Origin of the sequence: Paenibacillus albidus (assembly GCF_014644435.1) — a bacterium.
Taxonomy (GTDB): domain Bacteria; phylum Bacillota; class Bacilli; order Paenibacillales; family Paenibacillaceae; genus Paenibacillus_AQ; species Paenibacillus_AQ albidus.
Window position 1 is genome coordinate 1 of the sequence record NZ_BMKR01000034.1, and the last position, 12,761, is coordinate 12,761.

The following is a 12,761-nucleotide window of genomic DNA, read 5'->3' on the forward strand; positions in this document are numbered from 1 at the left end:
TTTTGAAACATCTGACGAGAATTTGCATTCTCTACCGATTCATCTCCAGCATTTGCATGCGATGAGAATCCTCTTTGTTTGGATTTCACTTTCGTGAATTCCCACTCACTCGTTGTTCAGTTTTCAAAGATCAAGCTCGTTGTTAGCGGCGATTAGCTCGTCACCAGCAACTCTTATAATATATCATGTCCGGTTGATTAATGCAAGACTTTTTTTTCAGAAGGCCTTTGAATTCTTCAACCAACCCATTCGTAATTAAGCCAAATTATCTTCAGCTCATTTCGACTGGATGTATAATATAACATGTTTACTCTCACATGCACAACCCTTATTTATTACTATTTTTTTACATGGTGCATTCAACCCAAATTATCGCTTTTACAAGCCCTTCTGCCTACTCCAGGGAAATAAAACGTACAGGACCTGTATCGCGATGATACAAGCCTGCACGCATAATCAGCTCTGAATTCCCTATTGGATATCGTTTAGTTCGAGATCCATGGATTTTTACGTTTTTTTGCCGGAGCAAGGCGTGCATTATGATTTGCCTGTTTTGCTTTTGCATTTTTAAAGGTGGAGTTCTCACTTTGACTTGAGATTTTAGCTTTTGGAGCAGTGCTCTTGGCGGTCCCGCGTTTGGTTTTTGCTTTCCCTTCGCTTGCCTGGCCTGAGGCTCCTGGTTCACTCACTCCCGAAACACCCTCCGCAATGCCTGCGGGCTCTTGGAATTCAGGTACACGGTTGTGATGGCCGGAGTTCATCATAGCAGGATATTCAGGTATAGGCAGAATATTGGATACCATGGGGCTGCCATACATTCCGGCCTGTGGCATTGGAACAAATCCCTGGTTCGGAAATCCCTGGTTCGGTTGAGGCATTGAGGCAACGTAAGGGGAGATCATACCAGGAGCCGCATTACCCGGAAGCTGCCCGTATGCAGACATTTCATGTGAATAGGGTTGAAAAGACTGCATCGGCATCCCGCTGCCGCAACCGCAAGAGGGCCAGGGAAGATTCGGCTGCCCCCCGCCATATTGCGGTGAAGTATTTTCCGGAAATCCATGGTTTTCATTCATGCCGGCTATTGTCCCCGGGTAGCCAGCATTAGCCGCATACATATTATCAGGGTAGTAATAAGGAGCGGAGTAATCAGGCATATACGCCATAGGCTGCACAAAATGGGGAGCGGAATTCATGTTCATGTTCATATTGTCTGGCATGGACTCATAAAAAGGGTAGGTAGGCGGGCAATCATAGAAATTAGGGTTTTCCGCCAACCCTGGATACCCGGCATTGCTGCCACAATACGGCTTCTTCTCCTCGGCCCAGCTCACAGGACTATTCTCAGTCTTGGGTGCCTCCTTGTAGGCAACAGCCTGCTCGGCAGGAACAGAGATTTGTACAAACAGGCTTTGCGTTTCCATGTGCATCTTTTCTTCAACCGGAGCTATCTCAACCGGAAGATTTGGCATTGGCTCAGGCATAGGCACGGGCACAGGAGCTGGGGCAGGTTTGACCTCCATCGCCTCTACTTTTGGAACCGGAGCCACTTGAACGGGAGCCGGTGGCGGTGCGGGAACTGGAGCAGGAGCAGGGACAACTGCCGCTTCCGGCTGTTCCTTGGGACCCGTGTACACTTTTCCTCCCGGCAGAATTTTAGCGGAACCCCCAGGTGAAACACTTTCTGCCTGGAGTGGAGAAGGCGAATTTTTTTTAGGAACATTCACTACTTCTCCTACCAATAGCGCATTAGGATTCTTTAACTGGGGATTGGCATCAATCATTTCCTTCAGTGCAATGCCCCAAGCTTTGGAAAGCTTCCACAAGCTGTCCCCTTGTTTTACTGTGTGCTTGTAATACACTTCACTGCTGTCAGGTACCGGTACGGGGACTGTAGGAATTTTCACTTTGGCGCCTACCGACAACACATCCTCGTTACTGATCTGCGGGTTGGCCTCAATCATTTTGAGCAGCGGCACTCCGTACTTTTGCGATAATGCATACAGCGTATCTCCTTGTTTAACAATGTGTATTTTCACGCAGCATTAACCTCCTAAAGTTTTGTGGAGTCTTGCATTCTTTACAGCTGAACCAGTACCATACACCCAAAAACATCACACTCTGGTAAATATCGCTTTTGGGCATAGGTATATGCGGTACAGCCGCCTCCTTCGTTACTACATCTTATGCAGCCCATGGGCGATTGACATCCCTGGAATAAAAAAAATCCTTTCATGGTTGCATGAAAGGATTTTTGGTGCGATTCAAAAACTCATTTCATGATCTGCATGAAAGGATTTTTGGTGCGATTCAAAAACTCATTTATTCCCAAACCTTATAGCCGTCTTTATCCACAATGTTGCGGAATTCTTCGAGCAGCTTCAGGGTGATTGGACCCGCATGGCCTTCGCCGATAATCCGTCCGTCAATCTCCCGTGCAGCTATAACCTCAGCCGCTGTGCCTGTGAAGAAAACCTCGTCTGCAATATACACATCGTGCATCGTGAACGGCTCTTCCTTCAGTTTAATGCCCAGCTTCTCACACAATTCTATAATAGCCAGGCGTGTGATTCCTTCGAGTGCTCCCAGGTAGCAAGGAGGAGTGAAGACCACTCCATTCTTGATAATGAAAATATTATCGCCCGAGCCTTCTGTAACATATCCCTGAGCGTTCATCATGATCGCTTCATCAGCCTCTGCCAGATTGGATTGAATCTTGACGAGGATGTTGTTCAAGTAGTTCAGTGATTTGATCTTCGGATTGAGCGCATCCGGGATATTGCGGCGCTGCGAGACAGAGACGGCACGCAGTCCATTCAAATAAGCCTGTTCAGGATAGATGGCCAGTTGCTCCACAATGATGATTACGCTCGCTTTGGGGCAGCGGCGCGGGTCCAGACCCAGGTTGCCGGGGCCACGGGATACGATCAGGCGGATATAGCCGTCACGCATCTCATTCAGGCGGATCGTCTCAGCCATGGCTTCAAGCATTTCGTCGTAGGTCAGAGGAATATCCAGCATAATGGATTTGGCCGAATCATATAGCCTGTCCAGATGCTCCTTGCACTTGAATATATTGCCGCCATAAATACGGATGCCTTCAAAAATACCATCACCATACAAGAACCCGTGATCAAAAACGGATACCTTTGCATTTTCTTTCGTTACGTGTTGCCCATCCAAATAGATCCATTGCTCAGCCATGAATTTACTGCACCTCCGCTTTCTCTTCCTCATAGGTGTATGTGGGATACGATCCCAGAATCCGCACCTGACAGCCCAAAGCCTTGATTTCTTCAATGGCTCCCGGCAGCAGGACCGATTCTATCGGTTCCAGCACATCAATATAGAAATAATAAGTACCCAACTTCTTTTTCGTCGGCCGTGACTCAATCCGGGATAAGTTCAGCTTCCGCCAGGAAAAAGCGGCAAGCACCTGATGCAGCGCTCCAGGAAAGTCCTCAGGCAGCGTCACCAGCAGACTTGTCTTGTCCCCGTTGCTTTTACGCGCCAGTGCAACAGGTTCAGGACCAACCAGCACAAACCGTGTGAAGTTATTGTTGTGATCCGTAATGCGGCGGGCCACAATCTCAAGGCCGTGCGTAGCTGCCCCCAGTGTGGTGCCAATGGCCGCCCAGCCTTTGCCGGGGTTGTCCTTAACAATCTCCACAGCTCCGGAGGTGCTTCCCGTAGGCTCAAGCTCCGCCCAAGGAGCATGCTCGCGGATATACTGTCCGCACTGTGCCGTAGCTACCGGATGCGAGAGGATTCGGACGATCTTGGAATAATCCGTCTTACCGTCAGCACCCTTGAACTCCTGGGGATGACCGATCAGATTCTGGATCGAGGGGAATATCCACTCCGCCTGCATCGGCAGATTGACTTCATTAATAAGCCAGTCAATATGCAAGCTTACAGATCCTTCTATGGTATTCTCAATCGGGATAACGCTGTAATCCGTTGTGCCGCCGGCTGTGGAGAGAAATACCTCTGATATCAGCTTATGATGCACCAGATCAACAGACTCTCCGCCCAACAGATGCAGCAGCGCTTCGTGCGATACCGAACCCTGCGGCAAAACCGCTATTGATTTCATGGCCGTAGTTCTCCTTTTATCATATCCAAAAATGATTCTTTTTGCATCCCGTTTCTTTCAAGCCGCTCTGCTGTCACACCGGAAGTATCCGGCAACAGCCAGCAGGTCCGTGCCGTGATCCCCTGCGCCAGCATGCTCTCCTTCAGAAAAGCTTCAAGTTCGCCCTTCCGGCTCTCGTTGCGGTCGACCAGACACAACAGTGTAGGGCCGGCGCCACTGAGTGCAATGCCCAGCGCTCCATGGTCAGGCGCTTCGGCGAGCAGCTTTTCCATTCCAGGTACCAGAGGAGCACGGTAGGGCTGATGCAGACGGTCCTGCATCGCTCTGCCGATCAGATCCAGGCGCCCGGTGGACAGCGCAGCTGTCAGCAGCGATGTACGGCTGATATTATATACAGCGTCACTGACACTCACCTCACGCGGGAGAACTCCCCTCGCTTTGGAGGTAGACAGTTCGAACTCGGGGATTACCACCAGCACTTCCAGCTCTGTCGGCGGCTCTATCCGGATATAATCCGCGTGCTCTCCGTCCCACACCGCAGTGATAATGCCTCCGAAGAGGGAAGCCCCCACGTTGTCGGGGTGTTTTTCAAGTGCGGAAGCCATGTCGAACAGCTTGGCATGGCTAAGCGGAGAACCAATCAGTGCATTGGCCGCAGCCAAAGCGCCTACAATCGCCGAAGCACTGCTGCCCAGGCCCCGCGTAAGCGGAATCTCCGAGTACATGGAGATGGACAGCTCAGGCACAGATACCCCGGCTTCCGCAAACACCAGTTGAGCCACCTGATAGAGCAGGTTGCTCTTATCCCGAGGCAATCCGTTCATCTCATCGCCATGCAGATAAAATACCGTCTCCGCCGCTTCCTCCATCTCAATCCAGGCGTAGAGCGAAAGCGCCATGCCCAGCGTGTCAAATCCCGGACCGAGATTGGCGGTGCTGGCCGGAACCTTAACTCTTGACCTTCCATAGTTGCTCATAACAGGTGCGATCTCCTTATGATTTATTGCCGAATAGCTCTCGCTGATCTAGCCTTCCACCCGATAGTGACTCTTAACACGGCGGATAACACTGAGTTCCTCAAAATGCTTCAGCACTTTATTCATACTCGCTTTGCTGGCATCATGTGTAACAATTATAATCTCGGCATTGGTATTATTGGGATTGGCTTGCTGGACAACCGAATCCAGACTGACGTCATACTCTGCAAATACCTGCGTGATTTTGGCGAGCACCCCTGCCTTGTCGTCTACATGGAGCAGCAGGAAATTTTTGAACAGGATATCTTCGTCACTCTTCAGCTTCTTCTGCTTGTAAGGCACTATCTGCTTGAGTCCATTAACGCCCAGCTTCAGGTTCTTCACAACAGCCACCAGATCGGCCACCACCGAGGTTGCCGTAGGCATCGCTCCCGCTCCTGCACCATAAAACATCGTCTCCCCAACCGCTTCACCGAAAACATAAACGGCATTGAACACGCCATTGACGGAAGCAATCGGATGACTGTTACGAATCATGGTTGGCTCTACACTGATGCTAAACTCCTCATTCTGGCGTTCGGCAATGCCAAGCAGCTTCATTTCATAACCCAGACGTTTGGCAAAAGCAATATCTTCCTTGCTCACGCCGGAAATTCCCTTGACGCTGACATCACTCAGTTCTACATTGGTCCGGAAGCCAAGGGTGCTGAGGATCGCCATTTTGCGCGCCGCATCCAGTCCCTCTACATCAGAGGTAGGATCTGATTCTGCATACCCCAGCTCTTTCGCTTCTTTCAGCGCATCGTCATAGGACGCGCCTTCCTGGCTCATCTTAGTCAGTATGTAGTTAGTGGTTCCATTAACAATCCCCATGATCTTCATGATTTTGTCCGAGGAGAATCCCTCAATAAGTGTACGGATGATTGGAATGCCCCCGGCTACACTGGCCTCGTAAAACACATCGCATTGCTTCTCCTGCGCCTTAGCCAGAATTTCCGACCCGTGCAGCGCCATTAAATCCTTGTTGGCGGTTACGATATGTTTGCCGCGCTCCAGCGCCTCCAGAATATACTCCTTCGTCCCCGCAATTCCGCCCATCACCTCAACAATCACATCAATCTCAGGGTCACGGATGACATCCCAGGGATCTGTTGTGATTTTGGAAGGATCAACTTCAATATCCCGCGGCTTCTCGGTATTCTTCACGGATATACGCTCAATAATGATGGGAGATCCGACCTGGCTGCTTAAATCCTCCTGATTTCCCTCCACAATACGGACCACGCCCGTACCTACTGTTCCCAGACCCAGCAATCCAACTTTAACCGGCTTCATCTGTATCCTCCTTGTAATGTTGCGAAGCAAAGGGCTTCGTAAGATAACATTTAGTGATTAGCCCTGCCCTACGATTAGGGCCCGTTTCACCCCGGAAATCTCCTTGAGGCTGTCCAGCATATCCCCGATTTCTTCATTCAGATGGGAGATTTCTACGGACAAGACCACATTCGCCCGCCCTTGCAGCGGAATACTCTGATGGATGGTCAGCACGTTCGCGCCATGTCCCGCCACAGAGCCCAGCACCTTGGACAACATGCCGGATTCATGCTCCAGATCAAGGGAGATCGTAACGATACGTTCCCGCTCCAGCTGGTGAATCAGGTGAATTCCATCCTTATATTTATAAAAAGCGCTGCGGCTGAGCCCTACCTGCTCAACCCCTTCATGCACCGTCTTCGCATCTCCGGCCTCAAGCAGCTGCTTAACCTGCATTGTCTTGAGTACGGCATCAGGCAAAATGTCCTCCCGGACCAAATAATAGCGTTCTTTCACGAACGTCCTCTCCTCAAAGACTTATGTGTTTTCATAGTGGACATTATAAAGGAAGAGGGTTGTAAAAAGCAATAACTTTTATATGGGTCTGCGGGGAGCGGGGGGTTAAATGCAGTAAAACCCCCGCTATAGGCAGGGGGCATTAAGGTATAAGCTGCATCTCTTAACTGTAAGGGATCGTTGTCCCACAATAGTCACAGATCTTGGAGGCGCCTGGAGATACTGTGTTTGGGGCACCGCAGCCCGGGCAGGTGATCGACTTGGGCAACTGCGGTGATGCCGGAGAAGACGGCTGCTGACCGGCGGACTGACCGCTTCTCTGGGCCGCAGAAACCTTTGTTCTTCCCCGGTGAACAAGATTGAGAGGTTTTGTCCCCAATGGGTTGGCTATACGGCCTTCATAATACACAATGTCCCGGGTCAGCAAACCCCACTCTGTCAGGTACTCCAGATCTCTGCGGACATCGGTTTCATTCTCCTTGACGATATCGGAGATATTGCCGATATGTCTAACCTCTTGGACTGTAACCAGCATGAGATACTTGTCACATAGAAACTTGAATCTCCCTTTGGCCAAGGCCGACCGGCCGGAGAAACTCTTGGCGGGAAGCACGAAGATAACGTAGAGGACCACCAGGATGATCAGCAAGATCTTCCAGGTGAAATCGCCTTTGTAGGCTCCCACGGCAAACAAGACAACAAGTTCCATGAAAGCCCCAATCAATACATGAAACAGCAAATCGAAGTTAATGGATTTCCGCTCATTCCTATAATGCGTACTCACAAAACGAATGAGCGCCAGGATAAATCCAAGCGGTGCGAATATGTAAGCAAACCCTATAATGATATAGTCAAACGCCGTCCGGTCGTGCCTGATCCGGTAGCCGAAGTCATTCTCAGCTGCGCGCTTTGGCGCAGGCGGCGCCGGTTGTATCTTCAATCTGCCCATCTAGCCTATTACCTCCTACTCTAAACTCCGCCGTCTCGCGGGTCATCAGGCGCAGCTTAACCCAAGGCCGTATTGAATTAACTGTTCGAGAGCATCGTCCCGCAATATTCACAGTTCCTGGATTGGGCCGGGGCCACCAAATTACGGGCCCCACAGCCTGGGCAGCTGACGGACTTCGTCTGTTGTCCGGAAGACTTGGGCTGAGCCTCCGGCCGCGCAGCGGAGGTTTGCCCGCTCTGCGCCAATTCAGAGGTCTGCCCGCTCCGAGGTGCGACTGAGGGATCTGTCCTTCCCGAATGATCAAGCTTCGGCGGCACTTTTACGAAGGGATTGGCTACGCGGCCTTCATAATACACAATATCCGGTAACAACAGCCCCCGCTCTATTAAATACTCCAAATCCCTCCGCACGCTCTCTTCACTTTGTCCGCGAATATCGGACAGGCTGCCGATATGTCTGATCCCATCCACGAGAATAAGCGCGATATAGTCATTGCAAAGAGTCGTAAATCCCTCTTTCTGTCCAACGGCCCTGACTGAAAATTTGATTGCCGGTATCCTAAACAGGAAGTAGATGATCACCAGCCTGATCAAGAGTGCAATATAATTAATTTCACCGGTGAGCTTGGTGATAATGAAATAGATGCCAAGTTCTATGAAGGCGCCCATGCATACATGATACAGCAGACTGAAATTGCTTGCTTTGCGCTGGTTTTTGGAATGTGTAGTTGCCATTCGAAAGATAGCCAAAACGAAGCCCAGTGGCGCAAACAAATAGGCAAATACGATTGTAGTATAATCAAATGCCGTCCGCTCGTACTTATGTTTATATATAGGCTTGCCAGTTGCCGGCGGTTCTCTTCGTATATCTAAATTGCTCAACTTGTCTATATCCCCCTATACTAGTTCGCTTTAGTCCCGCACTCCGCACAGAATTTCTGGCCTGGCTTCAGCTCATGGCCGCAACCCGAGCATTTGATAACCAGATTCTGGCCGCAAGGAGGACAGAATTTGGCTCCCGGTGCCAGGGCCTTCCCGCAGGCATGGCAGGCTGACGTTGCTCCGGCCGCTCCGTCTTCGGGCGCAGACTGGAGTCCATGGCCGCAGCCGCTGCAGAATCTGGCCTCTGCCGTATTCAGTGTACTGCATTTAGAGCATGGCTTGGATGCGCCTGAGGCTCCGGTATCCAGACCCATGCCGCGGGTCATCTGGTTCACCATGTTTATTCCAGGTCCTACAAACCCCATCCCTAGCCCCAGTCCCATCCCGGCATTCATCATGCCGGCTCCCATGTTGCCGGGATTTCCGGCAGCTTCCTCCAAGGTATCGAAACTGCGTTCCTGCTGATACGTGAAGCCGATAATATCCATCTCCGCCTTTTTGGCTAAAGCTTCCTTCAGCCGGACCGTTGCCGGATCATCATCCGGAATATTGATCGAGTCGATGTAAAAGTTATTCAGTTCAATGCCATTCTCCCAGAAGGTCCCTGCCAGGCGGCCTTGAATATGCTTGGAGATTTCGACGATGTAGGCATTGATCTCCAGGATACTGATTTTTTTGTGCACCAGGTAGGAGGAGATCAGCTCATTGATGTTCGTCATCAACAGACCGCGGAAATAACTCACCATCGTCTCCTGATCGAACTGAGGCAGTGTTCCCACCAGCTTGAGCAGAAACTTGCGCGGATCAGCAATCCGTATACCAAACTGCCCAAAGGAGCGCACCGAAACGATAATCTTGTATTTGGGGTCTTGGAGCTGAAGCGGTGAACTTGTCCCCCACTTCACATTCATGGAGTTCACGGTATTCACATACCAGACCTCTGCAGTAAACGGCGATCTGCCGCCGAACGGCAAATTCACTAGATTCGATAATACAGGGATATTCGCTGTACTAAGCGTATGCCGGCCGGCCCTAAAGGAATCAAGTGCCCGCCCTCCCTTGAACAATATGGCCTCTTGGGCTTCATTCACTATAAGCTGGGTCCAGGTACCCAGTTCCTGGTTCGGATATTTCCAGGCAAAAACGCCCGGAGGCCCGTCATATTTAACCACTTCAATAATTGCCATTTGCCGTTCCCTTCTTTCATAAAACATCGCTATGTAGTATTTATCGGAAATTCAAGCTGGAAATAAGTGCTTTTCCGACTTTTATTGTATACGATTTATAACCGGTTTTGGATTCTTTTTAGGTAAAATAGGGAAAGTGTGCAGAACAACGCAAAAAAAACGCCCACGGGATTCCTTGTTCAGAAGGAACCCTGCGGGCGTCTCATGTCCATACCTATAGTTAATTAACTCTTAATAGTAGCTGCTGTTCTCCACGAATTCGAATTCGAAATCGGCAATGCGCACGATGGTACCCTCTACCGCACCACGTTTGCGCAATTCTGCATCTACACCCATATGGCGCAACGTCCGGGCCAGCTTCAGAATAGCATCATGTGTGCTGAGCTGCATCCGTTTGAGCATCCGCTCAATACGCGGGCTGCTGACCACAAAGGCCTCATTATCACGGGTAATAGTGAAGGAGTTGTCCTCTTCCGCCTCCAGCTTGTAGACTTTCCGCTCAGAGGTTTCTGCCACCTCTTCGACCACCGGCGCTACCGGAATGCTGTCGAGGATGTCCGTCGCCCGGTAGAGCAGCTCCTGCACCCCTTGGCGGGTAAGCGAGGAGATCGGCATGATTTCAAGATCCGGTCGGATCTGTGCCACACGTTCCCGGAAAGTGACCAGGTTCTCTTCCGATTCCGGCATATCCATCTTGTTCGCCGCCACAATCTGCGGACGATCAATCAGATTGGCGTTATACTGCTTAAGTTCGTCATTAATGAGGACCCAATCCTCGAATGGATCGCGGCCTTCCGAGCCGGACATATCCACCACATGGATAATAATGCGGGTACGCTCTACATGGCGCAGGAATTCATGTCCAAGCCCCACACCTTCGCTCGCCCCTTCAATCAATCCAGGCAGGTCAGCCATAACAAAACTCCGGCCGTCCCCCACGTCCACTACACCCAGGTTAGGGGTAATGGTTGTGAAATGATACGCACCAATCTTCGGCTGGGCTGCAGAGACCACCGAAAGGAGTGTTGATTTCCCGACACTGGGGAAGCCCACAAGCCCAACGTCAGCCATAACCTTCAGCTCCATGACCACATAACGTTCCTGGCCTTCTTCGCCGTTCTCAGCCAGTTCAGGCGCGGTGTTCGCCGCTGTTGCAAAACGGGTATTGCCCCGGCCTCCACGCCCGCCCCGCGCTACAACTACCTGCTGCCCGTGACGGGTCATATCGGCAATGATCTCTTGTGTATCATCGTCAATCAGAACGGTTCCGGGCGGAATACGCACGATCATATGCTCCGCGTTAGCACCATGCTGGCTTTTGTTTCGCCCTTTAATGCCTTTATCCGCCTTGAAGTGGCGTTGATAACGGAAATCCATCAGGGTACGAAGCCCTTCATCAACCCGGAAAATCACGTCACCGCCGCGCCCTCCGTCACCACCGGCAGGTCCACCCTCCGGTACATATTTCTCACGGCGGAATGCCACGAGACCGTCGCCGCCGTCACCGCCTTTGACATAAATCTTAGCTTTATCCACGAACATTTAGATTCACCTTCCTCACATATCAAGCGGCAGACGCAAAGCTACAAATGAGTCATTTGTGCCAAACTGCTCTGCTTTCATGATTTTTCCTTGCCCTATATTATAAATTTGCCCTTGAAGCAGCTCGGGATTGCCATGGGCTCCCTCACCTTCAAACGAGATGAGAATGTCTCCACCATCCTGTGAAAAGCCAAGCCGAAGCTTTCGTGTGTCGCCTGGAGAGCTAAGTCCGCTATATTGGTAGGTCCGAACCGTCTGCATTATCACTGAGGTCAATTCATTCCCCATTTCGGGAGTCAGCTTGTCCTCCAGCTGCAGCCCTTCTTCAACCTGGACATCCAATTCCAGGTTGGTTGCGTACGTGCGAAATGATTGAATATAGAACACCAGTGAGGGAATGCCGAGTTTGGCAATTCGGCTGTCCAGCGCAATCCGTTCCTTTATTCTTTCCACACATTGCACGGATTTATCAGGCTTGCCCAGCTGGATATATCCGTAAAGTACTTGCAAATCATTCATCCAGTCGTGTCGATGATGATTCAGTGTCCGAATCGCCGCCTGCTGCAGACTTTTCTCCTGTATGCGCAGTTCCTTTTCAAAATGACGCCGGTTGTAAATCAAGCTGAATGCAAGCACAGCCGCTACCCAAACTCCGAGCAGCAGACATGTGAAAAGGTTGGTGCACCAATACACGAGACCTAAAGGAAGCGATACGGATACCATGACTGCCCAGATTGCACTTTTCCAGGATTTCATTCTTTCTCCCCGTCCCTCAGTTCGCAAAATTCATGACTTATTTGATGGAGTGTACTCGTCTTTCACCATTTTCCAGTATACCACAGGCTTTCCCGGAAATTCACCGGCTGCCGCTAAAACCAAGGCTCTTATTTGTTTTTAGGCGTTCATTATTTCAAAAAAAGCCCCCGGCACTCATGCCGGAGGCTTCTACTTGCAATTATGGCTGCGTAAGCTTACGCTTCCAGTGCCGCTGCTACCGGAGCGACGTCCACCGGATACACGCTCACTTTCTTGCGATCGCGGCCCCAACGTTCGAACTTCACTACACCGTCCACCAGAGCGAACAGAGTATCGTCCTTGCCGATGCCCACGTTCGTACCCGGGTGAATCTTGGTTCCGCGTTGGCGAACCAGAATGTTACCGCCGGTAACTGCTTGACCGTCAGCACGTTTCACGCCAAGACGTTTGGAATGGGAATCCCGTCCGTTTTTTGTGGAACCTACACCCTTCTTGGATGCGAACAATTGAAGATTCAATTTCAACATTGTTGTCAACCTCCTT

The 12,761-nt window shown here is 50.7% G+C and carries 12 protein-coding genes; all 12 read right to left on the minus strand.

Features of this window, described 5'->3' with window-relative positions:
- Positions 1–485 precede the first annotated feature (485 nt).
- Complete coding sequence (locus IEY53_RS26630; protein WP_189030415.1) at positions 486–2,039, minus strand: LysM peptidoglycan-binding domain-containing protein; 1,554 nt, start codon at positions 2,037–2,039, stop codon at positions 486–488.
- Positions 2,040–2,322: 283 nt separating this feature from the next.
- Complete coding sequence (gene ilvE / locus IEY53_RS26635) at positions 2,323–3,204, minus strand: branched-chain-amino-acid transaminase (protein WP_189030416.1); 882 nt, start codon at positions 3,202–3,204, stop codon at positions 2,323–2,325.
- 4 nt (positions 3,205–3,208) lie between these two features.
- On the minus strand, positions 3,209–4,096 hold the full coding sequence (pheA, locus tag IEY53_RS26640) for a prephenate dehydratase (protein ID WP_189030417.1): 888 nt from the start codon (positions 4,094–4,096) through the stop codon (positions 3,209–3,211).
- Positions 4,093–5,073 (minus strand): homoserine kinase, encoded by a 981-nt coding sequence (gene thrB / locus IEY53_RS26645; protein ID WP_189030418.1) that lies wholly within the window; start codon positions 5,071–5,073, stop codon positions 4,093–4,095. The genes pheA and thrB overlap by 4 nt, the downstream gene beginning before the upstream one ends.
- 48 nt (positions 5,074–5,121) lie before the next feature.
- Positions 5,122–6,408, minus strand: a complete 1,287-nt coding sequence (locus IEY53_RS26650) for a homoserine dehydrogenase (protein WP_189030419.1) — start codon at positions 6,406–6,408, stop codon at positions 5,122–5,124.
- Between the two features lie 57 nt (positions 6,409–6,465).
- Complete coding sequence (locus IEY53_RS26655) at positions 6,466–6,903, minus strand: ACT domain-containing protein (RefSeq protein WP_189030421.1); 438 nt, start codon at positions 6,901–6,903, stop codon at positions 6,466–6,468.
- A 163-nt stretch (positions 6,904–7,066) separates the two neighbouring features.
- Positions 7,067–7,852: a zinc ribbon domain-containing protein gene (locus IEY53_RS26660; protein WP_189030423.1), complete on the minus strand. Its 786-nt coding sequence runs from the start codon at positions 7,850–7,852 to the stop codon at positions 7,067–7,069.
- Positions 7,853–7,929: 77 nt separating this feature from the next.
- Positions 7,930–8,733 (minus strand): helix-turn-helix domain-containing protein, encoded by an 804-nt coding sequence (locus IEY53_RS26665; protein WP_189030425.1) that lies wholly within the window; start codon positions 8,731–8,733, stop codon positions 7,930–7,932.
- A gap of 20 nt (positions 8,734–8,753) precedes the next feature.
- On the minus strand, positions 8,754–9,920 hold the full coding sequence (locus IEY53_RS26670) for an SPFH domain-containing protein (protein ID WP_189030427.1): 1,167 nt from the start codon (positions 9,918–9,920) through the stop codon (positions 8,754–8,756).
- Positions 9,921–10,151: 231 nt separating this feature from the next.
- On the minus strand, positions 10,152–11,462 hold the full coding sequence (gene obgE / locus IEY53_RS26675; RefSeq protein WP_189030429.1) for a GTPase ObgE: 1,311 nt from the start codon (positions 11,460–11,462) through the stop codon (positions 10,152–10,154).
- Positions 11,463–11,477: 15 nt separating this feature from the next.
- Positions 11,478–12,218 (minus strand): Spo0B domain-containing protein, encoded by a 741-nt coding sequence (locus tag IEY53_RS26680; protein ID WP_189030431.1) that lies wholly within the window; start codon positions 12,216–12,218, stop codon positions 11,478–11,480.
- Between the two features lie 215 nt (positions 12,219–12,433).
- Positions 12,434–12,745: a 50S ribosomal protein L27 gene (gene rpmA, locus IEY53_RS26685; protein ID WP_042130564.1), complete on the minus strand. Its 312-nt coding sequence runs from the start codon at positions 12,743–12,745 to the stop codon at positions 12,434–12,436.
- Positions 12,746–12,761 lie beyond the last annotated feature (16 nt).